The 23,261-nt window shown below is 65.4% G+C and carries 23 protein-coding genes, 1 tRNA gene and 1 pseudogene; all 25 read right to left on the bottom strand.

Annotation, left to right across the window (positions count from 1 at the left end):
* Window positions 1–121 precede the first annotated feature (121 nt).
* The 25 genes and pseudogenes from PG2T_RS11470 to PG2T_RS11355 all read right to left on the bottom strand — a co-directional run bounded on the left by PG2T_RS11470 (window position 122) and on the right by PG2T_RS11355 (window position 23,228).
* The gene (locus PG2T_RS11470; protein WP_068805527.1) at window positions 122–892 is read right to left on the bottom strand and encodes a hypothetical protein; all 771 of its coding nucleotides are present in this window, start codon (window positions 890–892) and stop codon (window positions 122–124) included.
* Between the two features lie 96 nt (window positions 893–988).
* Window positions 989–1,128, bottom strand: a pseudogene (locus PG2T_RS17045) (helix-turn-helix domain-containing protein); the annotation flags it as partial.
* A 151-nt stretch (window positions 1,129–1,279) separates the two neighbouring features.
* Window positions 1,280–1,355 (bottom strand) — tRNA-Lys (locus PG2T_RS11465).
* Window positions 1,356–1,392: 37 nt separating this feature from the next.
* On the bottom strand, window positions 1,393–2,082 hold the full coding sequence (gene queC / locus PG2T_RS11460) for a 7-cyano-7-deazaguanine synthase QueC (RefSeq protein ID WP_068805524.1): 690 nt from the start codon (window positions 2,080–2,082) through the stop codon (window positions 1,393–1,395).
* Window positions 2,079–2,759, bottom strand: a complete 681-nt coding sequence (queE, locus tag PG2T_RS11455; RefSeq protein WP_068805520.1) for a 7-carboxy-7-deazaguanine synthase QueE — start codon at window positions 2,757–2,759, stop codon at window positions 2,079–2,081. Before queE ends, queC begins: the two co-directional genes overlap by 4 nt.
* A 173-nt stretch (window positions 2,760–2,932) precedes the next feature.
* The gene (gene ybgF / locus PG2T_RS16845) at window positions 2,933–3,868 is read right to left on the bottom strand and encodes a tol-pal system protein YbgF (protein ID WP_145931080.1); all 936 of its coding nucleotides are present in this window, start codon (window positions 3,866–3,868) and stop codon (window positions 2,933–2,935) included.
* 6 nt (window positions 3,869–3,874) lie between these two features.
* On the bottom strand, window positions 3,875–4,414 hold the full coding sequence (gene pal / locus PG2T_RS11445) for a peptidoglycan-associated lipoprotein Pal (protein WP_068805518.1): 540 nt from the start codon (window positions 4,412–4,414) through the stop codon (window positions 3,875–3,877).
* 32 nt (window positions 4,415–4,446) lie between these two features.
* Window positions 4,447–5,730, bottom strand: coding sequence for a Tol-Pal system beta propeller repeat protein TolB (tolB, locus tag PG2T_RS11440; RefSeq protein ID WP_068805515.1), 1,284 nt, complete (start codon window positions 5,728–5,730; stop codon window positions 4,447–4,449).
* Window positions 5,720–6,829: a cell envelope integrity protein TolA gene (tolA, locus tag PG2T_RS11435; protein ID WP_068805512.1), complete on the bottom strand. Its 1,110-nt coding sequence runs from the start codon at window positions 6,827–6,829 to the stop codon at window positions 5,720–5,722. The genes tolB and tolA overlap by 11 nt, the downstream gene beginning before the upstream one ends.
* Before the next feature lie 4 nt (window positions 6,830–6,833).
* The gene (gene tolR / locus PG2T_RS11430) at window positions 6,834–7,283 is read right to left on the bottom strand and encodes a protein TolR (RefSeq protein WP_068805509.1); all 450 of its coding nucleotides are present in this window, start codon (window positions 7,281–7,283) and stop codon (window positions 6,834–6,836) included.
* A 5-nt stretch (window positions 7,284–7,288) separates the two neighbouring features.
* Window positions 7,289–8,002: a protein TolQ gene (gene tolQ / locus PG2T_RS11425; protein WP_068805506.1), complete on the bottom strand. Its 714-nt coding sequence runs from the start codon at window positions 8,000–8,002 to the stop codon at window positions 7,289–7,291.
* Between the two features lie 126 nt (window positions 8,003–8,128).
* On the bottom strand, window positions 8,129–9,175 hold the full coding sequence (gene ruvB, locus PG2T_RS11420) for a Holliday junction branch migration DNA helicase RuvB (RefSeq protein ID WP_068805504.1): 1,047 nt from the start codon (window positions 9,173–9,175) through the stop codon (window positions 8,129–8,131).
* Window positions 9,176–9,177: 2 nt separating this feature from the next.
* A complete protein-coding gene (gene ruvA, locus PG2T_RS11415) occupies window positions 9,178–9,765 on the bottom strand; it encodes a Holliday junction branch migration protein RuvA (protein ID WP_068805502.1) in 588 nt (195 codons plus the stop codon).
* Window positions 9,762–10,265: a crossover junction endodeoxyribonuclease RuvC gene (gene ruvC / locus PG2T_RS11410; RefSeq protein WP_068805498.1), complete on the bottom strand. Its 504-nt coding sequence runs from the start codon at window positions 10,263–10,265 to the stop codon at window positions 9,762–9,764. Before ruvC ends, ruvA begins: the two co-directional genes overlap by 4 nt.
* Before the next feature lie 9 nt (window positions 10,266–10,274).
* Window positions 10,275–11,018: a YebC/PmpR family DNA-binding transcriptional regulator gene (locus tag PG2T_RS11405; RefSeq protein WP_068805496.1), complete on the bottom strand. Its 744-nt coding sequence runs from the start codon at window positions 11,016–11,018 to the stop codon at window positions 10,275–10,277.
* Between the two features lie 20 nt (window positions 11,019–11,038).
* Window positions 11,039–12,823: an aspartate--tRNA ligase gene (gene aspS, locus PG2T_RS11400; RefSeq protein WP_068805494.1), complete on the bottom strand. Its 1,785-nt coding sequence runs from the start codon at window positions 12,821–12,823 to the stop codon at window positions 11,039–11,041.
* A 119-nt stretch (window positions 12,824–12,942) separates the two neighbouring features.
* Window positions 12,943–13,260 (bottom strand): FmdB family zinc ribbon protein, encoded by a 318-nt coding sequence (locus PG2T_RS11395; protein ID WP_068805493.1) that lies wholly within the window; start codon window positions 13,258–13,260, stop codon window positions 12,943–12,945.
* A 24-nt stretch (window positions 13,261–13,284) separates the two neighbouring features.
* Window positions 13,285–13,884 (bottom strand): 2-hydroxychromene-2-carboxylate isomerase, encoded by a 600-nt coding sequence (locus PG2T_RS11390; RefSeq protein ID WP_068805492.1) that lies wholly within the window; start codon window positions 13,882–13,884, stop codon window positions 13,285–13,287.
* Between the two features lie 190 nt (window positions 13,885–14,074).
* Complete coding sequence (locus PG2T_RS11385) at window positions 14,075–15,325, bottom strand: aromatic ring-hydroxylating dioxygenase subunit alpha (RefSeq protein WP_068805491.1); 1,251 nt, start codon at window positions 15,323–15,325, stop codon at window positions 14,075–14,077.
* Between the two features lie 48 nt (window positions 15,326–15,373).
* Window positions 15,374–15,865, bottom strand: a complete 492-nt coding sequence (locus PG2T_RS11380) for an aromatic-ring-hydroxylating dioxygenase subunit beta (RefSeq protein ID WP_068805490.1) — start codon at window positions 15,863–15,865, stop codon at window positions 15,374–15,376.
* A 42-nt stretch (window positions 15,866–15,907) separates the two neighbouring features.
* Window positions 15,908–16,228, bottom strand: coding sequence for a non-heme iron oxygenase ferredoxin subunit (locus tag PG2T_RS11375; RefSeq protein WP_068805489.1), 321 nt, complete (start codon window positions 16,226–16,228; stop codon window positions 15,908–15,910).
* Window positions 16,229–16,281: 53 nt separating this feature from the next.
* Window positions 16,282–18,660 carry an efflux RND transporter permease subunit gene (locus tag PG2T_RS11370; protein ID WP_202816331.1) on the bottom strand — a complete coding sequence of 793 codons (2,379 nt, stop codon included), beginning with the start codon at window positions 18,658–18,660 and terminating at the stop codon, window positions 16,282–16,284.
* A 111-nt stretch (window positions 18,661–18,771) separates the two neighbouring features.
* Entirely contained in the window at window positions 18,772–19,863 is a 1,092-nt protein-coding gene (locus tag PG2T_RS11365; protein ID WP_145931079.1) for a WD40/YVTN/BNR-like repeat-containing protein, read from the bottom strand.
* Between the two features lie 59 nt (window positions 19,864–19,922).
* Window positions 19,923–21,197 carry a DUF1329 domain-containing protein gene (locus PG2T_RS11360; protein ID WP_068805487.1) on the bottom strand — a complete coding sequence of 425 codons (1,275 nt, stop codon included), beginning with the start codon at window positions 21,195–21,197 and terminating at the stop codon, window positions 19,923–19,925.
* Between the two features lie 114 nt (window positions 21,198–21,311).
* The gene (locus tag PG2T_RS11355; RefSeq protein WP_068805484.1) at window positions 21,312–23,228 is read right to left on the bottom strand and encodes a DUF1302 family protein; all 1,917 of its coding nucleotides are present in this window, start codon (window positions 23,226–23,228) and stop codon (window positions 21,312–21,314) included.
* Window positions 23,229–23,261: the final 33 nt, after the last annotated feature.

Below are 23,261 nucleotides of genomic sequence, written 5' to 3'. Positions count from 1 at the left end.
AACAAGCGATCTTTTAAAAAATTTATAGCAAAAAAGATTTTATAATTCAATGCGTTAAATTTATCGTCACAGGAGGGGAAAGCGTGAAAATGGGAATCCCATTTCCCCACTTTCCCGCGGGTCATTTTTTCCTGTTCGCCCACCACAAATGACCGCCCAAAGCCTCGCGTTGGATGTTTTTCGCGTCAAGGATTCCGCGCGCCCCTTGAATCCGTCGTTTCTGCATTTCGACCTCCACCAAATCAGCGTATTGCTTGAGTGTGCGTTCGAAGCCCTGTGCGTGATCGCCTGCCCAAAGTTCGTCCGCGATGGTCCGCGCAACTTCCTGCCACGGGATCTGCGCGCTGCCAGCCTGCACGGCCGGGCTTTTCTGTTCGCGGGTCAGCGCTTCCACATCCGGCTGCCGAAAACGTATGTTTTCCCAAGTGATCCGGCGCGACTGTTCCTGTTCCTTTGCGACGTCGAAAATGAAGTCATTGGGCCATGGGAAACAGTCTGGGGAATGTAGGTGCAGGCTGGCCGGGTCCAGTGGTGCTAGCCATTCACAATCCACACCATCGGCGCCGGCCAAGGCCAGCGGGTACGCGGTGGAGTGGTGCAGGTACCAGAATTGGGCAATCCACGTGTCTGCTACCGTGTATTCCTCGCTGGTCTCGACGCAGCGGTAGTGCCAGCTTTTCAAGCGGGGATCGCGCGGGTTGAAATCGACTGCCTCGCCTTCCCAGTGCAACCCTTTGCCCGACCGCCTATGGACGATTGACGCCTGGCCCTTCCAGCGGGGCACGAAAAGGCCGCAGCGGATCTTGCCCGTTGCGACAAGGTCTTTCACGTGGTGCGGCTCGATCTTCAACGCGGTAGCTGTGTCGGCCAGTGTCAAAAACTCCGGGGTCATGTGCGGTACTCCGTCACGCGTCCTTCATAAAGGCACCGTACCAAGCCAGCGAAGGTGTCCGGCTTTTCGCCCCGTCGGCCTGGGCGCGGCAAACGATCAGGCAGCCAGCGCCCGCAGCGCGGCCTTCGGTTCCCACTGTGTATGACATTGAGCAATGCCAGCGTCGGCCCTTTGGGCGTGCAGTCGCCGCGTTCCCAATGCCGCAGCGTCGCCGCGGAAAAGCCAAGGCGCGCCGCGTCGCGGCGGTGCGCTGATCACCGCTGAAGTTACCGTCAGATTACTGGATGTCATGGACGCAAGCGGGCGCCGGCAAAGCCAACGATGTGTCTTGACGCTTGGCTTCATACGGGGTTCGCGGCGCTTGGCGGGCGCCGGCGGAATGCGAAATGGTGGGCCGTCTGGGAATCGAACCCAGGACACGCGGATTAAAAGTCCGCTGCTCTACCGACTGAGCTAACGGCCCCGTGGGGGCAGGCCCGGATGGGCCGGAATGGATACGGTCAGGCGGGGAAATAGACGGTGGGATCGGCCACGCCGGCAACGCGAAAGCCCTCCGCCCGCAGGCGACAGGCATCGCACTGGCCGCAGGCCCGGCCTTGCGGGTCGGCATTATAACAAGACACCGTGAGCCCATAATCGACGCCCAGTTCCTGACCTCGGCGAACGATATCGGCCTTGGACAGCCGCAGCAGCGGCGCGGCGATGCGTGGCCCCTGACCTTCCACGCCGGCCTTGGTGGCGACGTCCGCCAAGGCCTGGAAGGCGTCGATGAACGCCGGCCGACAGTCCGGATAGCCGGAATAGTCGACCGCGTTGACGCCCACGAAGATGGCTGAGGCGGCCAACACCTCGGCGTAGCCCAGTGCAATGGCCAGAAACACCGTGTTGCGGGCCGGCACGTAGGTCACCGGTATGCCGGCGCTGGGCGACGACGGCACATCGATCGACACATCGGTCAGGGCCGAGCCGCCGATGGCGTCGAGGTTGACCGAGACCGTGCGATGGCTGGCCGCGCCGCCGGCAGCGGCCACCCGCGCCGCCGCCGCCAGTTCCGCACCGTGACGCTGTCCGTAGTCGATGCTCAGCGCATGACACAGATAGCCATCAGCGCGCGCCATGGCCAGCACCGTGGCGGAATCGAGCCCGCCGGACAGCAGGACGACGGCCGGGCCACGCGCGGACTCATTCATCGGCCCGGCACCTCGCCCCACAGCAGTTTGTGCAGTTGCAACTGCAGGCGAAAGGGCAGCCGGTCGGCCAGCATCCAGTCGGCCAGCGTCGCGGCGTCGAGCAAGCCGAAGGCGGGAGAAAACAGGACGCAGGCCCGGCTGGCAATGTCATACCGCCTGGCGGTTTCGACCGCCCAGTCGTAGTCGGCCCGATCGGTCAGCACGAATTTCACCTGATCACCCGACTGCAGCAGGTCCAGATTTGCATACAGGTTGCGGGCGCATTCGCCGGATGATGGCGTTTTCAGGTCGAGCACGCGCACCACGCGCCGGTCGACCGGCGCCACGTCGAGCGCGCCGCTGGTTTCGAGCGACACCTGATGACCCGCGTCGCACAGGGCGCTCAGAAGCTCCAGGCAGCCGGCCTGAGCCAATGGCTCGCCACCGGTGACCGTCACATGCGAGGTCGCGAAGGCCGCCACTCGGCTCAGGATCGCCGGCAGTTCCACATACTCGCCGCCCGTGAAGGCATAGGCGGTATCGCAGTAACTGCAACGCAGCGGGCAGCCGGTCAGACGCACGAACACCGTCGGCACGCCGGCCGTCAGGCCTTCACCCTGTATCGAATGGAAGATTTCGGTGATCTTGAGGCGAACCGCCGGCACCTTCGCCGGCGCAGCCTGGGCATGTACGGTCATTGCAAACCAGCCGGCGGGCGGCTCAGAATTTGTAAAGAAATGCACGTCCTGCGCATTTCTTCTGTCGCGAGTCCGGTACACGCCCGGATTCGCTCCCGCCCATCAAGCACTTGCGTGCTCGATGGGCGACCGGCCAGCCCTGGCCGGACTGAGAGCTTGAATGTCACAAGCTCTCAGACGCCCTCTTCCTTCATCCGGCTCAGGCGGTTGTCCGCCAGACGAGCCGCCGGGCTGTTGGGCCAGGTGGTCTTGAGATCCGTCAGCGTCTGGCGGGCGGCCGCGAACTGCCGACGCTCGTACTGGATATAACCCACCTTGAGCAGGGCATCGGCCGCCTTGGGCGACTGTGGATACTGCGCCACAACGCGCTGGAATTCGGCCAGCGCACGGTCGAACTGGCGCGTGACGTAGTACGCCTCACCGATCCAGTACTGTGCGTTGTCGGCAAGACTGCCGCCCGGATATTGCTGAAGCTGCGCCTGGAAGCCGGCGATGGCGTCCTCGTAGCGTCCGATGCGCAGCAGCTCGGAAGCCGCCCGATAGGCAGCCTGTTCACCGCCGGCATCCGCCGCAGCCGGCGCAACCGATGCCACCTGGCCGGCGGGCGCCGGCGGGGGAGGCGGAGCAACGACCGGCGCAACCGGCCTCTCGACCGGCCCGGCATCCGCCGTCGACGCGGGTCCCGGCGCTGCGGGCGCATCGACGCCTGCCGACCCGCCGGGTGGCGGGCTTGGCGCTGCGGCGTCAGTCCCCGGCTCGGCTGGCGGCGCGGCAGTCCCACCGGACGGCGAACCACCTCCTTCCAGCGTGCTCAGCCGACCGTCGAGGTCCAGATAGAACTCGCGCTGGCGCTTTTGCAACTGCTGCACTTGATTGGCGGATTCCTCCACCATGCCGCGCAGCTGGCGCAGTTCGGCCTGCATCTGCTGCAATTGCATCACCACCTGCGCCTGGCTCTGGCCAGCCCCCGCACCGGCGGCGCCGGCCGCCTGCTCCAGCGCCGTCAGGCGCTGGTCGAAGTCCCTGGGGCTGGTCGCTGCCGACACCGCGCCGGCCAGTGCCAGCAAGACAAGCAATGCGCCGCCAGCGCGGCCGGAACGGTGCAGCATCAGCAATTACCGTGCGGTGTAGACGATTTCCACGCGCCGGTTCTGCGACCAGCAGCTCTCGTCATGGCAATCGGAGGCCGGCTTCTCCTCGCCATAGCTGACGGTGGTGATCTGGCTGGCCGAGGCACCCAGCGCCACCAGCAGGTCGCGCACCGCGTTCGAGCGGCGCTCGCCCAGCGCGATGTTGTACTCGCGCGAGCCGCGCTCGTCGGTATGGCCTTCCAGGGTAACCGCCGCACTCGGGCTGCTGCGCAGATAGCCGGCATGCGCCTCGACCAGCGAACGATATTCGTCGGTGACGTCGTAGCGATCCAGACCGAAGTAGATCTTGCGCTGCGACAGCGGGCTGCTGGGATCGTCCAGCGAGCCGGCCGCAAAACCCGTGCCGGAACCGGCCCCGTAGGCACCATCCGCCCCGGTGCCGGTGCCAGCGGTGCCGGACGTCGATGCCGCATCGCCCCCAGCGCGGGTGGTCGCTTTCTTGCCGCAACCGGTCACAGCCACGGCGGTCAGGGCAATCACGCACACATACAAAAACTTCTTCATGGACAGAAGCTCCTCACGAGCGTTGGGGGAAATCAGGGTGTGGCACCGAACGGCGACCAACCGGGTTCTCGCACTTTGGCCTGGACGACGCCCAGGCGCTGGCGGACATTGCCATCAATCGAAACAGTGGCGAGCGCCTCGGCGCCACCTGATTTCGTAGTATAGATGATGACCTGTCCGTTGGGCGCGAAGCCCGGCGATTCGTCAAGTGGACCATCGGTCAGTACGTCGAGTCGGCGGCTGGCGATGTCGAGCACGGCAATCCGGTAGCCGCGCCCCGCTGCCCCGTGCACCATCGCGATCTTGCGCCCGTCGGGCGACACCGCCGGGCGGGTGTTGTAGTTGCCGTCGAAGGTCACCCGCTCCTCGGCGCCGCCGCTGGCGGGCACACGATAGACCTGCGGGCCACCGCTGCGATCGGACGTGAAGTAGATGTAGCGTCCGTCGGGCGACCAGTTCGGCTCCGTGTCGATGGCGTAATGCTGACTCACGCGCCGAGGTGGGCCGCCGGCCAGGTCCATCACGTAGATGTCCGGGTTGCCGTCCTTGGACAGCACCATCGCAATGCGCCCGCCGTCCGGGGAAAACGCCGGGGCGCCGTTCAGACCCGGAAACGATGACACCAGCTGACGCACACCGGTGCTGACGTCCTGACGAAAAATGGCGGCCCGCCGGTTGGCGTAGGTCGCATACGCAACGAAGCGGCCATCCGCCGACCAGGTGGGCGACAGGATCGGCTCCTGCGTGCGCAGCACCGTGACCGGGTTGTAGCCGTCGGCGTCGGCGATTTGCAGCTCGTAGTTGTTGCCGACCTGCGTCACGTAGGTCACGCGGGTGCCGAACACGCCGCGCACGCCGGTGATGGCTTCGTAGATCAAGTCGGCGATGTGGTGCGCCAGGCGGCGCTTGCTGGCCGGCGCGACGCCCGGAAAGCGGGCGCCGGTCATGCGCTGGCCGGTGGCGACGTTGAACAGCTCGAACTCGGCCGTGAAGCGCCCGTCCGGCTGCGGCAATATCCGGCCGATGGTCAGGTACTGAGCCATCACCAGCTGCCAGTCGCGAAAATCGACCTGCGCCGCTTCGGTCGGGCGCGACAGCATCTGCTCGTCGGCCACCACGCGAAACTGCCCGGATCGCGTCAGGTCGGCCCCGACCACGGCGTGAATGGAGTCGGCCCCGCCGTCGTTGGCGTACGGCACGACGGCGATCGGGATGGTCTGCGCCGCGCCCTGCGTGATCTCGATCCGCAGCTCCGCGCGCGCCGCGCCGACCAGGGCCAGCAACAGTAGCCCCATCCAGCGCAGGTCAAACCGCATCCGCCTTGAACTCGAAAATGAAGTTTCGGAAATGTTCATTGAACAGCCTGATATCCGTTGGAACCCGTAACGGCGACGCCGCCATCACCGCCTGCTCGACCGACTCGACGAAGGCCGGATCACCCCCACACGCCACCGCCTGCGCACCGATCACCTCGCCGCTGGGCAGCAGTTTCACGCGCAGCTCGCAACGCAGGCCCGGCGGCCAGTTCAGCGGCTTGCGCCAGCGCGCCTGCACCTGCCGCTGGATTGCCGCGACAAAGCCGTTGATCTGGTTGGCCCGCTCGGCGGCCCCGGCCGCTGCCTGCGCGGCGGCAGCTTGGTCGGCGGCAGCCTTTGCAGCGGCGGCCTGCGCGGCTGCTTTATCTGCCGCGGCCTTGTCCGCTGCGGCCTTGGCGGCGGCTGCCTGTTGCGCTGCGGCTTTGTCGGCCGCTGCTTTCTGAGCGGCAGCTTTCTCGGCTGCGGCTTTCTGGGCCGCCGCCTTGGCTGCCTGATCCTGCTGGAGCTTCTGCTCGGCCGCCTGCTTGGCGGCGCTTGCATCCGCCTGTTGTTTGGCATCGGCCGCGGCTTTTTCTGCTGCCGCCCTGGCTGCGGCGGCTTTCTGCGCAGCGGCCTTGTCGGCGGCCGCCTTGGCTGCCGCCGCTTTTTCCGCGGCGGCACGTGCCTCGGCCTGCGCCTGCTGTTTTGCCTGCGCGGCTTGCTGGGCTGCCTCGCGTTCGCGCTGCGCCTGTTCGGCGGCTTTCGCGGCAGCGGCTTCCTCCTGCTGACGTTGCTCGGCGGCGGCCTGCGCGCGCTCCTGTTCGCGCTCGCGCTGGCGCTGCAGCTCTTCGATGCGCCGCTGCTCCTCCTCGACCTTGGCCTGACGGGCACGGTCCGCCTGGGCACGGGCCCTTTCGGCGGCGTCGATCCGTTCGCGGGCCGCATCCAGGGCCGCCGGGTCGATCACTTCGGCCTCGATCGGCTGGCCAGCCGGGCGCACCGGCTCGTCCTTCCACAGATCGACGCCCACCGTCAGCAGCAGAATCAGGGCAACGTGAGCCAGCACCGCCCAGAACAGGGGGCGGGACAGACCGCCGCTTGAGCCGCGCCGCTTGACCATGCGCTCAGTCGGCGGCCTGGGTGATGAGGCCGACCTTCTTGGCGCCCGCCTGCTGGAGCAGGGCCATGGCGTCGATGACCGCCTGATACGGCACCGCCTTGTCCCCGCGCACCACTACCGGCGCATCGGGCGCCTTCTCCAGAGCCACCCGGGTCAGGGCAACCAGACGCTCGGCGTCCTCCGGCTTGCTCTCTTCGCTGCGATAGGTCTCGAAGTCGAAGTAATACCGACCGTCCTTGTCCACGGTGACCTGAATCGGAGTCTGTTTTTCCTGTTCGACCTGCTCGCCTTGCTCGGCCTGGGTCTGCGGCAAGTCAACCTTCACGCCCTGCTCCAGCAGCGGCGTGGTAATCATGAAAATGATCAGCAGCACCAGCATCACGTCGATGTAGGGCACGACATTGATTTCCGCCACCACCCGGCTGCGCTTGCGGCGGCCCTGCGTCTGCGCCATGCCGGTCAGCCCTTCGCGGCGCCGCGCTGGCCCAGCCCGGCACGAAATGCATGTGCCTGACGCTGCAGCAGGCTCATGAAGTCCTCGATGAAAGCGTCGTACTGGCCGGCGCGGTGATCCACGACCGACGCAAAGCGGTTGTAGGCGATTACCGCCGGAATGGCCGCGAACAGGCCCATGGCGGTGGCGACCAGCGCCTCGGAGATGGCCGGCGCCACCAGCGCCAAGGTTGGCTGACCCGTGGTGCCAAGCGACTGGAAGGCGCTCATGATGCCCCACACGGTACCGAACAGGCCGATGTACGGGCTGATCGAACCGATCGTGGCCAGGTACGGCAAGTGCTCGTCGAGCGCTTCCATTTCGCGCGACATGCCGGCCCGCATGCCGCGCTGGGCGGAATCAAGCGCCGCCTCGATCGGCAGATGCGGCTGCTCGTACAAATGCCGGAACTCGCGGTAACCACCGATGAACAGACCCTCGACACTGCCGGGCGGATAAACACTGCCGGCGGCCGCCTTGTAGAGTTCTTCCATGTCCTGGCCAGACCAGAAGCGCCGCTCGAAGGCTTCGATGGCTGCCGCCACCTGCGCAAATGCGCGGCGTTTGCGCAGCATGATGGTCCAGGACAGCACCGAGGCCCCGAGCAGGATCACCATGACGGTCTTGACGACCGGACCTGCCCCCAGCACCAGGTGGGCAATGGATAACTCGTTGGCCAAGCAATGCTCCGCAGGGGTGTTTGGAAAGGGTTGCGGTGAGGTGGCTGCGTCGTCGGCCAGTAAGACCGTTGCCGCAGCGCAGAATTTTACCTGCCGGCCGCCACTGCGCCCGCTGCCGGCACAAATTCAGTCGCCGAAGATGTCGTCCTGAGCAGCGCCGCGTGCCATGGCCGGCGCCAGGCCCAGGTAGAGACTGGCCGCCTCGGTGGCCACCCGCCCCCGCGGCGTGCGCATCAGCAGGCCCTGCTGGATCAGGTACGGCTCGATCACGTCCTCGATGGTGTCGCGCGTCTCGCCGATGGCCGCCGCCAGGTTGTCCACGCCCACCGGGCCGCCGCCGAACTTCTGCAGCACGGCCGACAGCAGGCGCCGGTCGTTGCCGTCCAGACCGCGCTGGTCGACACCCAGCATGGCCAGCGCCGCGTCGGCCACCTCGCGCGTCACGGCGCCGTCGGCGCGCATCTGCGCGTAGTCGCGAGCCCGCCGCAGCAGGCGGTTGGCGATGCGCGGCGTGCCGCGCGAGCGGCGCGCCAGCTCGTGGGCGCCGCCCTCGTCCAGCACAAAATCAAACAGTCGCGCCGCGCGCTGCACGATCAGCGTCAGTTCCTCCTCGGTATAGAACTCCAGCCGCGCCACGATGCCGAAGCGGTCGCGCAGCGGCGAAGTCAGCAAGCCGGCGCGCGTGGTGGCGCCGATCAGCGTGAACGGCGGCAGGTCGAGCTTGATCGAGCGTGCCGCCGGCCCCTCGCCGATCATGATGTCGAGCTGGAAATCCTCCAGCGCCGGGTAGAGGACCTCCTCCACGGTGGCGCTGAGGCGATGGATCTCGTCGACGAACAGCACGTCGTTGGGGGCCAGATTGGTCAGGATGGCGGCCAGATCCCCCGGCCGCTCCAGCACCGGTCCGGAGGTGGTGCGCAGGCCAACGCCCAGTTCGTGGGCAATGATGTGCGCCAGTGTGGTCTTGCCCAGGCCCGGCGGGCCGTACAACAACACGTGGTCCATGGCCTCCTTTCGGCCCTGGGCGGCGCCGATGAAGATGTCGAGCTGCTCGCGGATCGCCTGCTGGCCGACGTAATCGGCCAGGCGACCGGGCCGGATGCCGCGCTCGACGTGGACTTCCTCCACTGCCACCGGCTGGGGTTTGAGGATGCCGTCGCGTTCGATCGCCATGCCTAGCCCCGCATCAGCCGTTTGAGGGCCGCCCGGATCAGGTCTTCGCTGCTCTGATCCGCGACCGTCAGGTCACGCAGCGCGGCCCGGGCCTCGGTCGGCTTGTAGCCCAGCGCCTCGAGCGCGCTGGCGGCATCCTGCAGGGCGTCACCGCGCGGCGCCAGGGCGCTGGCCGGCGTGCTGGCCATGCGCCCCAGCGGCTCGCGCAGTTCCAGGATCAGGCGCTCGGCGGTCTTGCGCCCGATGCCCGGAATGCGTACCAGGCGCGCCGCATCGGCATCGCTGACGATGGCCAGCAGTTCGTCCACCGCCACGCCGGACAGGATCACCAGCGCCAGCTTCGCCCCGACGCCACTGACCTTGAGCAACTGGCGAAACAGCGCCCGTTCGGCCTCGCTGGCAAAGCCATACAGCAGCTGCGCGTCCTCGCGCACCAGCAGGTGCGTATGCAGCAGCACCGGCTCGCCGACCGCCGGCAGGCGGTAGAAGGTGCTCATCGGGGCGTCGATCTCGTAGCCCACGCCGCCCACGTCCACCAGCAGCATCGGCGGCGATTTGGCGAGCAGGGTGCCGGCGATGCGTCCGATCATCGACGACGCCGGCTGGCTGTCGAGGGCAGATCATTGGCCAGGCGCTGCGCATGGCACAGCGCACCGGCCAGAGCATCGGCGGCATCGACCCGCGGCAGGGCGGCCAGCCCCAGCAGCCGGCTGACCATGAACTGGACCTGGGCTTTGGCAGCCCGCCCATTGCCGACCACGCTGAGCTTGATCTCGGCCGGCGTGTACTCGGCAACCGCTATGCCGGCCACGGCCGCCGCCACGATGGCAGCGCCGCGGGCCTGGCCGAGCTTGAGCGCCGAGGCGGCGTTGCGGTGCATGAATACGTTCTCGATGGCGACCGAGGTGGGTTGAAACTCGGCCAGCAGCTCGGTGATGCCGCTGAAAATGCAGGCCAGGCGCGTGTCCAGCGGCCCCGGATCGATGCGGATGACGCCGCTTTCGACGTACTGCGCGCGCCCGCGCCGGGCGTCGATGAGTCCGAAACCGGTCAGTCGCGAGCCAGGATCGATGCCGAGTATGCGCGTCACGCCGCCCCGTCAGGCCAGCGCTGCCAGCGCCTCGTCCGAGAACTCCGCGTTCGAGTGCACCTGCTGCACGTCATCCAGGTCTTCGAGCGCGTCCAGCAGCTTGATCACCTGCAGCGTCTGTTCCGCGTCCAGCTGCACCGACGTGGTCGGCCGCTCGGCCAACTCCGCCGACTGCGGCGTGACGCCCAGCGCCAGCAGCGCCTCGCGCACCTCGTGCAGGCGATCGAAGGCGGTCAGCAGCTCGATGGTTCCGTCCTGCACCAGCACGTCGTCGGCGCCGGCTTCGAGCGCCAGCTCGTAGGCGCGCTCCTCGGTTATATCCGCCGGCAGGACAATGCTGCCGCGGGCCTCGAACAGATACGCCACCGAGCCGTCGGTGCCCAGGTTGCCGCCGCGCTTGGAGAACAAATGGCGCACCTCGCCGACCGTGCGGTTGCGGTTGTCGGTGAGGCAATCGACCATGATGGCCACGCCGCCTGGGCCGTAGCCCTCGTAGCGCACCGCCTCGTAGTTATCACCATCGGTACCACCGGCGCCGCGCTTGGTTGCGCGGTCGATGGTGTCGCGCGTCATGTTGGCCGCCAGGGCCTTGTCGATGGCGGTGCGCAGGCGCGGGTTGGTGGCCGGATCGGCGCCGCCGCTGCGGGCGGCGGTGGTCAGCTCGCGGATCAGCTTGGTGAACAGCTTGCCGCGCTTGGCGTCCTGCGCCGATTTTCGGTGCTGGATGTTAGCCCATTTGGAATGGCCGGCCATGACGAGAATCGCTATGCAGATTAGGTGGTTGCGGGTTTCTTGAGCGCGCTGCGGATGCCCAGTTCGCGCAGCTGGCTATCGTCGACGGTCGAGGGCGCATCCGTCAACGGGCACGAGGCGCGCTGCGTCTTGGGGAAGGCGATCACGTCGCGGATTGAGCTGGCGCCGGCCATGAGCATCACCAGCCGGTCGATGCCGAAGGCCATGCCGCCGTGCGGTGGCGCGCCGTAGCCGAGCGCCTCCAGCAGGAAGCCGAACTTGGCCTGCGCTTCTTCCTCGCCGATGCCGAGCAGACCGAACACGGCCTGCTGCATGTCCGGCCGGTGGATGCGGATCGAGCCGCCGCCGATTTCCGAGCCATTGAGCACCATGTCGTAGGCGCGCGACAGGCAGTTGCCTGGATCGGCCAGCATGGCGTCCGTGTCGGCCACCTGCGGGGCGGTGAACGGATGGTGCAGCGCCTGCCAGCGGCCGCTGTCCGGATCGTGCTCGAACATCGGGAAATCGACCACCCACAGCGGCTTCCAGCCGCCTTCGAGCAGGCCGAGATCGTCCGCCAGCTTGCCGCGCAGGTGGCTCAGGTAGCCGTTGACGACGCTCGCCTTGTCGGCACCGAAGAACACCACGTCGCCCACGGTGGCGCCGACCCGCTCCAGGATGGCGGCAACGGTCTCGCCGCTGAGGAACTTGACGATCGGCGACTGCCACTCGACGCCGCCGTCCGCGCCCTCTGCCAGGCGGATGTAGGCCAGGCCCTTGGCGCCGAACTGCTTGACGAACTCGACGTAGTTGTCCAGATCGCGCCGGCTCATGCTGGCGCCCCCGCCGGGCACGCACAAGGCGGCTACGCGGCCTTCCGGATCGTTCGCCGGGCCGGAGAAGACCTTGAAATCGGTCTCGCGCAGCAGGTCCGACACCTCGACCAGCTCCAGCGGATTGCGCAGGTCCGGCCGGTCGATGCCGAAGCGGGACATGGCCTCGGCATAGCTCATGCGCGGCAACGGGTCTGGCAACTCGACGCCCATCACCTCGGCAAACAGCCCGCGGATCATGGTCTCCATGATGGCCATGAAGGCGTCCTCGTCCAGGAACGACACCTCGATGTCCAGCTGCGTGAACTCCGGCTGGCGGTCGGCGCGCAGGTCCTCGTCGCGAAAGCAGCGCGCGATCTGGAAATAGCGGTCCAGGCCGCCCATCATCAGAATCTGCTTGAACAGCTGCGGCGACTGCGGCAGGGCGAAAAAGCTGCCCTGATGCACGCGGCTTGGCACCAGGTAGTCGCGCGCGCCTTCCGGCGTGGCGCGGGTAAGGATGGGCGTTTCGACCTCGATGAAGCCGTCGGCCTCCAGAAACCGCCGCAACCAGCCGCTGACCCGCGCGCGCAAGCGCAGGCGGTCCAGCATGGCCGGGCGGCGCAGGTCCAGGTACCGGTAACGCAGGCGCTTTTCCTCGTGGACGTCGTCCTCGTCGATCTGGAACGGCGGCGTCTGGGCGGCGTTCAGCACCTCGATGTGGTTGGCGAGCACTTCCACTTCGCCACTGCGCATGGCGGTGTTTTCGGTGCCCGCCGGCCGGCGGCGAACGGTGCCGACGACCTTGAGCACGTACTCGGAGCGCACCTGCTCGGCGGTGCGAAAGGCCGCCTCGGTGTCCGGGTCGATCACCACCTGCAGCAGGCCCTCGCGGTCGCGCAGGTCGATAAAGATCACCCCGCCGTGATCGCGCCGACGGTGCACCCAGCCGCACAGGGTGACGGTCTGGCCCAGGGCCGCGCTGTCGACCAACCCGCAATAGACGCTACGCACTAGAGGCTCCGATGCTTGATGACGGGGCGATTGGCTACCACATCGCCCCCTTCAGAAAATGCAAAAGGCGCCAGGCGGACGGGACTGGCCCCGCCTGCCTGGCGCCGCAGGATACCGCTTCAGTCGACTGACGCCGGACTCGCGGCCGGGGCGGGCGCGCTGGGCTTGCTGTCACCGGCGACCGGCGTGCTTGCCGGGGCGGGCGTCGCTGAGGCATCGCCCGACGCGTCCGTTCCCGCCGCTGCCTTGCGGGATCCGTCGCGAAAATCGGTCACGTACCAGCCGCCGCCCTTGAGCTGGAAGCCGGCCGCGGAGACTTTTTTCTCGAACGCTTCAGCCCCGCAGGCCGGACAGTGCGTCAGCGGTGACTCGCTGACCTTCTGCATCACTTCGCGCTGCACGCCACAGGCGCGGCAGGCGTACTCGTAAATCGGCATTGAACACGAACCTCTTGCCTTTCCTCAGGCGGCGTGAGCCTTGAGGTATTCCTCGACAAACATCAACCGGTCGTTGCCCCACCATATCTGGTCGTCGACCATCATGATCGGCACCCCGTACACGCCCCGGGCGTGCGCCGCGACCCGCGATGCCTCGTATGCCTTTTCGCCCTCGCGGGAGGACACATACGCCATGAAGGCGTCGGCATCCAGACCCACCGTCTTGGCAAGTCCGCGCAGCACGGCATCGTCGTTCGGATCGACGCCGTCCGCCCAGACCAGGCGATAGGCCTCGTCCACATAGTGGCGCGCCTTGCCTTTTTCAATGGCGTAAAACGTGCCGATGTTCATGCGCCAGGCGTTCAGGCCCTTGGGGAACGTGAACGGCACACCATAGTGCGCCGCCCAGCGATTCAGGTCCTGCATCAGGGCACGAATCTTGGCCGGCACCTGACGGTTGGAAGGGCCGTAGTTACCCGCCGCCAGCTTGGCGGTCGGAATGTCGATCGGGTGGTAATTGAGCTGGTAACCGTACCTGGCGGCCAGATCCGGCAACTTGAGATTGCACAGATACGTGAACGGACTTGTGAAATCAATATAAAAATCAATCACCTTTGACGCCATGACGCCCTCCTCGTCGGTATCGTTAAGGAAGCGCTGATCTATTCAGCGCTTCCCGCAGCGCAGGGACGCGCTGCCAAAATCGGCGGGTGCAAGCTGCTGATTTTGTGAGCCATCGGAAAACCACGCTTTTCCGATGGCGGGCGCTGAAAAATCCACGATGGATTTATTCAGCGCTTCCTTTAAGAATCGCTCAGGCTGCCCAGCCCATCACCTCGCGGTAGTACTCCCAGAAACCGATGATGCTGCCCTCGGTCACCAGGTGCTCGGCATCCTTGGCCTGCTCGCCGCCCATGGCGATGTAGGAGGTCTGGTCCTGGTCGCGAATGATGGAGCGGTGCACGATCTCGACCGCCTCGCCGTCTTCCATGGAAATGAGGCCGGCCGGGCCGATCAGGTTGCCCTGCTTGTTGCGGATGGCCTGCATTTCTGAGTCATCGTCGGCGTAGCCGAACTGCGTCCAGACCAGCTCGAACTTGTCCACACCGCGCGGGATGATCTGGCGCACCGCCAGCGTGTTGGCGATCTGCTGGACGACCAGGTTCGGGAACACGGCCAGGATCACCAGCGTGACGCCGTCGTCGAAATCCGGCTTGCCAGCCAAGACCGACGGGTCGGCCAGGGTGAAATCCGTGTTGTAGGTGCGGGTGTCCTGATAGCCATCGACCTTGCCCTCGTCGGTGCCGCGCATCGCCGTGAGCATCGAATGCCGCCGCTTGGCGTCCATCACGCTGACGCCCTTCTGACTGGACCGGTACAGGCCAAACGTGCAGTGGAACAGGTGCAGCAGGCTGGCATGATAAGGATCGCGGGTGTTCTCGGCGTACAGCTTCCAGTTCCCCGCCACGTACTGGCGCTGGTCGCCCAGCACCGTGATCGGCCGACTCATGATGCGGTCGATGGCCTTGCACGGCATCGGGCCCAGGTAGTCCTGCAGTGGCTCGACCGAGTCCGAAAACGTCGCGAACACCAAGCCTGCGTAGGCATCGACGCGCAGCTTTTGCAGGCCGTGCTTTTTCATGTCGAAATCAGCCGGCATGCCGCCCTGGCCGTTCAGACCACGCCGGAACGGCACGCCGATCAGGTTGCCTTTGAGGTCATACGCCCATTGGTGGTAGACGCAGGTGTGATTTTGCACGTTGCCGCGCAGCTCGCGACAGATCGCGGCGCCACGATGCGCACAGCGGTTGACATAGGCATGGATCGAGCCGTCCTCGGCACGACTGACGACCACCGGCGAGTCGCCAACGAAGGTCGACTTGTAGTCGCCGCTGGCGGGAATTTCCGCTTCCAGTGCGACGAACGACCAGGCGTCGCCGCGAAACAGTCGCTGTTGTTCCAGCTCGTAAATGGCCGGGTCGGTGAAGACACCGTAGGGAACCTGACTGCCGCCGGCGGTCGGCCAGCGCAAATGCCCAAGGGCCGGTTCGCGTATCGCATTCATGGGGGAGCCTCCGATCTGGCGCTGGATGAGCAGCCAATCTTGCGCGACTTAGAGCGGCGTTACCAGCAGGTTGGGAATCCGGTAGGTATCGAACACCACCACCTTGCGCTTGAAACGCAGTCCGTCGGGCGTGGCCACGATCCGGTCCAGGTACTTGCCGGCGTTGAAGACCTTGGTGTCGCCTTCGACCAGTGTCTGCAGCACCACGTAATTGCTCTGCACGAGCACTTCGCCGTCCTGCACGCCCTTGACGTTGACGTTGCTGAGCACGTGCCGGTAGTAGTGCTTGGCGTAGATGTTGGCATGGCGCAGCGCCACCACCCGGTCGCGCAACATGCCGCGGCTGTCGCAGTACATGGCCGAGGTCGGCAGGCCGCGGTCAGCGTTTTCCCGAGCGATCACCTGGTACAGGCAATCCTCGACGAACAGCTGCGGCCACTCCTCGAGCCGGTCGTCGTCGATGCACTCGACGTAATCGCTCAGCAATTTGCTGACCTGGTAGTGCAGATCTACCGGAACCAGCGCGGACAAATCGAGCATTCTCAAACCCTGGCCAATTTTTGGGACCGCACAGGCGGCCTGTCAGGCCACCGGCCGCTGGATACAGACATCGCCATCGACGACGGTGACCGGATAGGTCTGCAGCGGCACCACACACGGAAACGCGGTCGGCTCACCGGTGCGAATGTTGAAGCGACCGCCGTGGAAGGGGCACTCGACCTCGTCACCCTCGACGTAGCCGTCAGTCATCCAGGCCATGCCATGGGTGCACATATTGTTGCTGACGTAGTACTCGCCTTCGAGGTTGTAGACGGCCAGTGCGGGCAGGCCTTCGGCATCCACCTGCAGGGATTGCCCCGGCGCCACATCCTGCGCCTTGCACAGCTTGATCAGATCAGACATGTCTTCCCCATAACTGAAATTGTGGCGGGCGACTGACGCCCGCCGCGCATACCTTAGGCCGTGGCCGGCTGGGCCGCGGCGTGATGTGTCCCATCGCCAAACACGAAGGCCGGGCGGAACACATAGATCATCGCCGGGATCAGCAGCAGCGAGGTGATCGCCGACACGGTCAGCCACAGCGCCATCAGCAGCCCCATTTCGGCCTGGAACTTCAATGACGAGGCATACCACACCAGCACCGCTGCGATCATGGTGCCACCGGTGATCAGCACGCCGCGACCGGCCGTGCGCAACGATCCCTGGATAGAGGCCATCACGTCACCGGTTTCCTCAAACCGTTCCTTCACGCCGTCCACGATGTAGAACGCATAGTCTACGCCCAGGCCGATGCCCAGTGCAGCCACCGGCAAGGTGTTGATGTTCATGCCGATGCCTTTCCAGGCCATGAACGCGAACGTGATCGTGTTGGACATGATCACCAGCGGCATGTAGAACAGCCCCGCCACGGTCGAGCGGTAGGCAATGGCCGACAGCACAAACAAGGTCAGCAGCGCCAGCGCAATGCTCTCGACCTGGCGCGCGAACACTTCCTCGTTCACCGCCGCCAGCACGCCCACGAGCCCGCCTGCCAGGCGATAGGTCGACTCACCGGGGAGCGGATTTTTCTCAAGATATTCCTCGATACGGGAGACCGCCGTGCGGATGGTGTCGCCCTTGTGGTCGCGGAAGAACATGGTCACCGCGCCGTCCTTGAAATCGGCATCCACGAAGCGGTCCATGTCGCCCGGGTCGGTGCCCTGCATGTACATGAACAGCAGCTCGCCGTTGATGTCGGCGACGGGGCCCAGCTCCTCGAAGCGGCGGTTGCCTTCGTGCAGGTTGGCATTCACCGGCCCGATCAGGTCCACCACTGACACCGTGCCGCCGATCTGCGGTTGCGTTTCGAGGTAGCGCTGGAAGTTGTCGACGTTGGTCAGCACCTCCGGGTCCTTCAGTGCGTTCGGTCCTTCGCCTTCCAGCACCACGAACATCTGGTCGCTGCCCTGGAAGGTGTCGTTGATGGCCTTCGCGTCGACGTTGTATGGATGGTCGGGCCAGAGCAGCGGCGTACCGGGCAGCGCATCACCCACCGTCACCTTGGTGGCATAGAAACCGGAAACCAACAGCACGACCAAGCCAATCAGCACCACCACGACGGATCGACGACCGAGCACCAGGGTGCCGCACAGGTTCAGCAGCGGGCGCAACACCCAGCGATTGGTATCGATCGGAAACGCCACCGCATGCGGCCTGGTTACCCACGACAGCAAGGTCGGCACCAGCACCATGGCAGACACCGCGATGGTGCCCAGCCAGACCGCGCCGACAAAGGCGGTCTTCTGCAACAGAGGCATCGGCATGGCAGCCACGATGGCAACCGCCACCGCATCCACCACCACGCCCAGCATGCCGGGCCGGAACAGGGCTACGAGCGCCCTGGCCGCGGCCTGCTTGGGCAGATAGCCACGGTCGAGCCGTTGGTCCAGGACCCCCGGCTCGACGCCGCCCAGTGTCGACACGCTCGGCAACGCGTAGCCGCGCTCCAGTTCGTCGTCGAACGCGGCCAGCATCTGCACCGCGTGCGAAATGGCACGGGCCGTGACCAGGAAAGCCACGACGATGATCAAGGGATCAAAATTGACCTTGAACAGACTCGCAATGCCCAGCGCCCACACCGCGCTGACCACCCCGGCCAGCATCGGCAGCAATATGCCCCGCCAGGTGCGCACCGTTACGAACAACAAGACCGCCATGATGGCGATGGTTATCACAAACAGCTTGAAGGTCTCGGGCAGGTAGTGCACCACCCAGCCGGTCAACAGGGGTTCGCCTACCACGCGCACGCGCACACCGTCGCCGTTGTACTTCTCGGCGATCTGGGTGACGCCGTCGTACAGCTTTTCGTAGTCGATCAGGCGGTCGATGAAGTCGGCGGTCACCAGCGCCGAGCGCAGATCGGGCGACACGTAGCGCCCGTAAACCAACGGGCTGGCCAGCACCTGTTCCCGCAGCAGGTCGATTTCGGCCTGGTCCTTGGGCAACTCCGGCCACATCATCGGCTTGGTTTCGATGCCCGCGGTGGACGAGTTGATGGATCGGATCTTGCGCGACGCCAGCGAGATCACCTGGAACTGGTTGATCGCCGGCACCAGGTACAGATCGTCCGTAATCTGCTTGATACGCTCCAGAACCTTGGGCTGGAAAATGTCGCCCTGCTCGGCCTCGACCATGATCGAGACGATGTTAGGACCGCCGAAGCGTTCGTTGTACTTGTCGTTGATCTCGATAAACGGATGGCCCTTGGGCAGCAGGTCGTGGAAGATCGTCTTGATTTCCACATGCGCCGCGAAATAGCCAAACATGACCGTGAGGGCAAGAATTACCGTCGTCACCAGCTTGCGATGCGCTATGCAATACGCTGCAAACCGTTCCACCCAACTAACCTGTTGCATTACCCGATTCCCTACGTGATAAGTGCGTGCTACCGGACCGGCCCGTCTGGCTCAATGAAAGCGCGGGCCGAACAGCTCCCATTGGCCGGCTTCCCAGCGCCCGACGTTCTGGCCTACCGCCACAAACCCTTCGCCATGCTGGGCCAGCGCGATGCGCCACGCAAAATCGGCGGGGTTGACGCGGCCGATCTCCCAGTGCGCTGCACTGGCGTCGCCGGTCAGCAGGACGCCCTTGTCGCCAACGGCAACCCAGCGAGCGCCGGTCCAGATCACGTCAAACAAATGCCGCTCCAGGCCCGCCACCTCAACCTGACGCCAGGTCGCGCCGGCGTCGTCGGTCGCCAGCACGGTGCCGCTCAGGCCCACCGCCAGCCCGTGCTGCGGGTCGCGAAACACAATCGACATCAGGCTGGGTTCGACATTGGTCGGGCGCGGCTCCCAGGTCACGCCGTCATCGGCGCTGCACGCCAGACGACCGAACTCGCCCACCACGCATGCGGTCCCTTCGCCCGTGAAGGCAATGTCATTCCAGGCCACGTCGTCGTCGACCTGTGTCAAGCGCTCCCACGTCTTGCCATAATCGGCCGAGCGCATGATCACGTTGATTTCGGACACGGCCCAGGCCCGTCCCTGCGGGTCCAGGCGCACACGCAACACCTTGCCGCTGCCCATGTCCGACACCGGCAGCGTGATGGCCTGCCAGGTCTGCCCGCCGTCGGAGGTCGCCAGGCCCTTGCCTTCGTTGGCGACAACCACCGCCTTTTGCGCGTCCCAAGCGGCGATCGACTGAAAATTCGTATGCAAGCCGGTGGTCTGGCGCACCCAGGTCTTGCCTGCATCCTCGCTGCGGATGATCTTGCCATCCTTGCCGACGGCCCAGAACACATCATCGACCGCTACGACGCTCATGAAACGGTCGCGCGTCTCGATGACCGGCGGTTCGATGACCACCCGCGGCACTTCCAGCCGCACCGTCGACAGCGCTGCCAACGCCACGACCACCAACACCGGCGACAGGATCGCCCACGACTTCGACATCACCGACCGCTGCGCCATTTCCAAAGGCCTCGTCTTGAAAAATCCGTATCGGGTCTGGCACCTGCCTACCCTGGCCGTGTGCCGCGAAAAAAAGCCGCCGCACATGTGCGGCGGCCCCACGACAACACATCTGAATCAGCCCGAAGCCGACCCAGACGCCCTGCCTACTGCAACATGCGGGGCAACGCCTCCGGGGAATAATCGGCCGCCTTGGCATCCGGCGGATTGATATGGAAACCCTCCGAGTAGCCAAACGCCGTGGCATGCAGGCGCTGCACATCGACCAGCACCACGCCGTTTGCCGTCGTGCCGTTGCGGCCGTCTTCCCACTTCCAATCCTTGTAGCCGACGAATTCCACGTGCCAGTGCTCGCCCTTGCGGTCGTAATGATCCTGCCAATAGAACTTGGGCGCTCCCAGCGTGGCGCCCACGAACATGTGCCGGCGACTGACCAAGTGGTTGTTCTTGGGCGTGCCCTCAAGCTCGTAGACGGCCTGGGTTTCATAGTTGTCCGGCAGGAAGTTCCAGTACGGCGCCTCGTCGAGGCGCATGAATGGGTACTTCGCCTTGCCGGATGCCTTCTCGTCCATGGCCGGCAGGATCGAGTGATCCACTACCAAACCCTCACGCTTGCCGAGCAGCTTCCAGCCCTCGTACCAGGTCGGGTCCAGGTTGAGCCCGAAGCTGTCGTCGAACAGCAGGTCGGTGCCCTGCACCGGGTCCGCCCAGGCACCACTGGACAACCGCCGCACCCGCCGCAGGCTCTTCACATAAGCATAGACGTCCGGCAGACGGCCATCAGTATAATTGACCGTCAGCAAGCCAAGGCCACGGGTATCGTTGGGATAGACGTTGATCAGGGCTTCGTATTTGGCAATGTTCGTGTCCAGTACGTGCGGTTCGTTGACCCGGCCGGACATCAGGAAGCGCCGATACACCCAGCCCTGCTCCTTTTCCAGGCCTTTCTTGCCATCGATGATCAGGAAGTTGAGCGGTTGTAGATTCATGGCATCGCCCAACCAGCCAAAACGCAGGGTGTTGTACGCCAGCTTGTAACCGGCGTCCGGATCGGCCGGATCAAGGTCCGGAAACGGTACGCCCGTGGTGTAGTTGACCAGACGTTTGCCGGCGTCGAGCGATGCCTCGCCGCGATGCTTTTCGCTCAGCTCGACAACGCCGTCCGCCACGGTCACAGGCTTGGCGTGGACCAGTTGCATGGCCCACCCGAATTCACGAATCATTCTTTCCTGCTTGCCCAGCAGCAAGCTGCGAATCGGCTTGCCTTCCAGGGTCTTGTCGAGCAGGCTGTCGATACTGGCGGCATTCAGCAGCGTACCTTCGGCCACTTCCTCGGCCGGCACCGCCATCGCCGTTACCAAGCCAGCCGCCACGGCACCGGCCGCGAGCAGCCGCGGCAACACCTTTCCTTGCGTTTGCATGCTTGTTTATCCTCGGTTCGGTGACTTTACTGATCGGCCCGGCCAGCACACCGCCGGCCGGGCCAATCCTTGTTTGTTGTTATCCAAAAACTCGAAACAGCTACCGGAACACCTTCAGAACTGGTACGTGATACGCGCCACGAACTGGTCGCGGTTGTGCAGCGTGCCCAGCGTGCGGGTCTTGGTGTCCACCCGGCCCAGGTTGTCTTTCTCCACGTGGGTGGGGAAGAACAGGTCGGCCTCGAAGCGTACCCGCCAGTGATCGCCATACTGCAGGTCCAGCGACGGGATCACAAACGAGTCGAAGCTGCCCAGGTCCACACCGAACGCGATGCCCGGCGTCACCGTGTCGTACTTGTACGGGAACGAGAAGGCATTGGTCAGTATCGTCTGGTGCTCACGCCGCGAGGCGCCGAAGCCGAAGTTCTCGACGATGTCGTCGTCCCGATCGAAGTTCATCACCCAGGTGTCGAACAGCTGCAGGGTCCAGAACGCCGGCCGCGAGGTGCCCAGCGTGTTCATGGTCCAGTTCAGGTTCTTGTCCGCGCCGATCATGATCTTGAGGGTGTCCTTCTCGATCACCGGACCCAGGCCGGGCACGTCCAGTGCCAGACCCACCGGGGTGCCGTCGGCCGTAACCGGACTACCCAAGGTATAGGCGGAGCCCGGATCGTTCGGATCGTTCAGGATGCCCTTCAACGGCGGCATGAAAGCGCCCGGGGGGCCCAACGGCGTACCGGGCGGCGGCAATGTCCCCATCCCCTGGAACGCGCCCAGCAGGTCGAGGAAGGTATTGGTACCGGTGTTGTAGGGCTTGTTCGGCGTGAAGGCCAGCTCGCCGCGCAGCACCGAATCCAGGGCCCCGGAGTAGGCGTTGAAGGTGAAGCCGTAGGTCTCGACCATCGGCGACAGCAGCTCCACCAGGCGCTGGTTCCCGCCGATGCCGTTGTCCTTCGGATCCCACAGCCAGTTGCTGCCGCCCGGGCTCAGGATCGGGTTGTAGGTGGTCACGCCTTCGCTGCTGATGCCGCGGTAGTAGGCGAACGAGTAGCCCACCTGCTTGAAGGTGCCCGACCAGCGGAAGCCGTAGTTGGCGTCGTCCTCGTCGCCGTACTTGTGGTGGCGGTTGATCGGCCCGATCAGCGAGCTGGTCACACCGGCGCCGGACCACGGTGCCGGCGCCCAGCGACCGCCGTTGATGGGACCGTCATCGCCCACGTCGTCGGCGCCATCCCAGCCGGGACGGTAGATCAGTTGCAGCGCACCGGCCAGTTCCGGCACGTCGATGGTGACGTTGGCCAGGTTCAGCGGCTTGCGCAGTTCCTCGTTCTCGAGTTCCAGGAACGAGCGCCAGCGCAGGTCGTAGCCGTGAATGATGTCCATGGCCCGGAAGAAATCGGTCTCGCCCCACACCACCTGCTGCTTGCCGAGCTTGACGTGGGTGCGCTCACCAAGATCGAAGGTCACGTACAGCTCGCGCAGTTCGGTCGAGTCGTAGTCGTCCAGCAACAGGTCATCGGTGGTGCCGCCGCCATAGCCGAACAGCCCGGCATTGGCGTACACCGCGTCGCCCGACGTCAGGGGCCCGCCGTCGGCGTTGGTAAAGACGCCGGCACCGTTCAGAAATGGCGCGCCAAAAGCACCCGTAGTGACGTAGGCCGCGATGGCTTTGGACGCATCCTGCAGACCGCGCTCGTAGCTGGTGCGCGTCTCGCGCGCAATGCGGCCGACGCCGGCAATCTGGAACGGTCCGAAATCGGCCGAGGCTTCCAGCTTGCCGCTGTGGCGGATCATCGAGAACTCGCCCTGGCCGCCGAACTCGTCGCCCATGAACGTCACCGGATTGCCGCCCGGCGAGCCCTTGGCCTCGAACTGGTCGTTGTCCTGCAGGTTGACCGACAGGTGCTCGCGGATGTAGCCGGAGTACTCGAACTCCACCGCGCGCGCCATGCCGGGCGCCAGAATCGCCGACCCCAGCAGGGCCACCACACCAGCCGGCAGCACCGAACGGACCCGTTTTACTTGTTGCATTTGCATCTCGTGTATATCCCTCCGAAAGTCGAG

Source organism: Immundisolibacter cernigliae (assembly GCF_001697225.1).
GTDB classification, from domain to species: domain Bacteria; phylum Pseudomonadota; class Gammaproteobacteria; order Immundisolibacterales; family Immundisolibacteraceae; genus Immundisolibacter; species Immundisolibacter cernigliae.
The sequence above is the reverse complement of the archived record's forward strand: the minus strand, read 5'-3'. Positions and strand labels throughout refer to the sequence as shown.

Coding starts and splice junctions, on each gene's coding strand:
- PG2T_RS11470 (WP_068805527.1), bottom strand. CDS start 892: ATGACCCCGGAGTTTTTGACACTGGCCGACACAGCTACCGCGTTGAAG.
- queC (WP_068805524.1), bottom strand. CDS start 2,082: ATGAATGAGTCCGCGCGTGGCCCGGCCGTCGTCCTGCTGTCCGGCGGG.
- queE (WP_068805520.1), bottom strand. CDS start 2,759: ATGACCGTACATGCCCAGGCTGCGCCGGCGAAGGTGCCGGCGGTTCGC.
- ybgF (WP_145931080.1), bottom strand. CDS start 3,868: ATGCTGCACCGTTCCGGCCGCGCTGGCGGCGCATTGCTTGTCTTGCTG.
- pal (WP_068805518.1), bottom strand. CDS start 4,414: ATGAAGAAGTTTTTGTATGTGTGCGTGATTGCCCTGACCGCCGTGGCT.
- tolB (WP_068805515.1), bottom strand. CDS start 5,730: ATGCGGTTTGACCTGCGCTGGATGGGGCTACTGTTGCTGGCCCTGGTC.
- tolA (WP_068805512.1), bottom strand. CDS start 6,829: ATGGTCAAGCGGCGCGGCTCAAGCGGCGGTCTGTCCCGCCCCCTGTTC.
- tolR (WP_068805509.1), bottom strand. CDS start 7,283: ATGGCGCAGACGCAGGGCCGCCGCAAGCGCAGCCGGGTGGTGGCGGAA.
- ruvB (WP_068805504.1), bottom strand. CDS start 9,175: ATGGCGATCGAACGCGACGGCATCCTCAAACCCCAGCCGGTGGCAGTG.
- ruvA (WP_068805502.1), bottom strand. CDS start 9,765: ATGATCGGACGCATCGCCGGCACCCTGCTCGCCAAATCGCCGCCGATG.
- PG2T_RS11405 (WP_068805496.1), bottom strand. CDS start 11,018: ATGGCCGGCCATTCCAAATGGGCTAACATCCAGCACCGAAAATCGGCG.
- PG2T_RS11395 (WP_068805493.1), bottom strand. CDS start 13,260: ATGCCGATTTACGAGTACGCCTGCCGCGCCTGTGGCGTGCAGCGCGAA.
- PG2T_RS11390 (WP_068805492.1), bottom strand. CDS start 13,884: ATGGCGTCAAAGGTGATTGATTTTTATATTGATTTCACAAGTCCGTTC.
- PG2T_RS11385 (WP_068805491.1), bottom strand. CDS start 15,325: ATGAATGCGATACGCGAACCGGCCCTTGGGCATTTGCGCTGGCCGACC.
- PG2T_RS11380 (WP_068805490.1), bottom strand. CDS start 15,865: ATGCTCGATTTGTCCGCGCTGGTTCCGGTAGATCTGCACTACCAGGTC.
- PG2T_RS11375 (WP_068805489.1), bottom strand. CDS start 16,228: ATGTCTGATCTGATCAAGCTGTGCAAGGCGCAGGATGTGGCGCCGGGG.
- PG2T_RS11365 (WP_145931079.1), bottom strand. CDS start 19,863: ATGTGCGGCGGCTTTTTTTCGCGGCACACGGCCAGGGTAGGCAGGTGC.
- PG2T_RS11360 (WP_068805487.1), bottom strand. CDS start 21,197: ATGCAAACGCAAGGAAAGGTGTTGCCGCGGCTGCTCGCGGCCGGTGCC.
- PG2T_RS11355 (WP_068805484.1), bottom strand. CDS start 23,228: ATGCAACAAGTAAAACGGGTCCGTTCGGTGCTGCCGGCTGGTGTGGTG.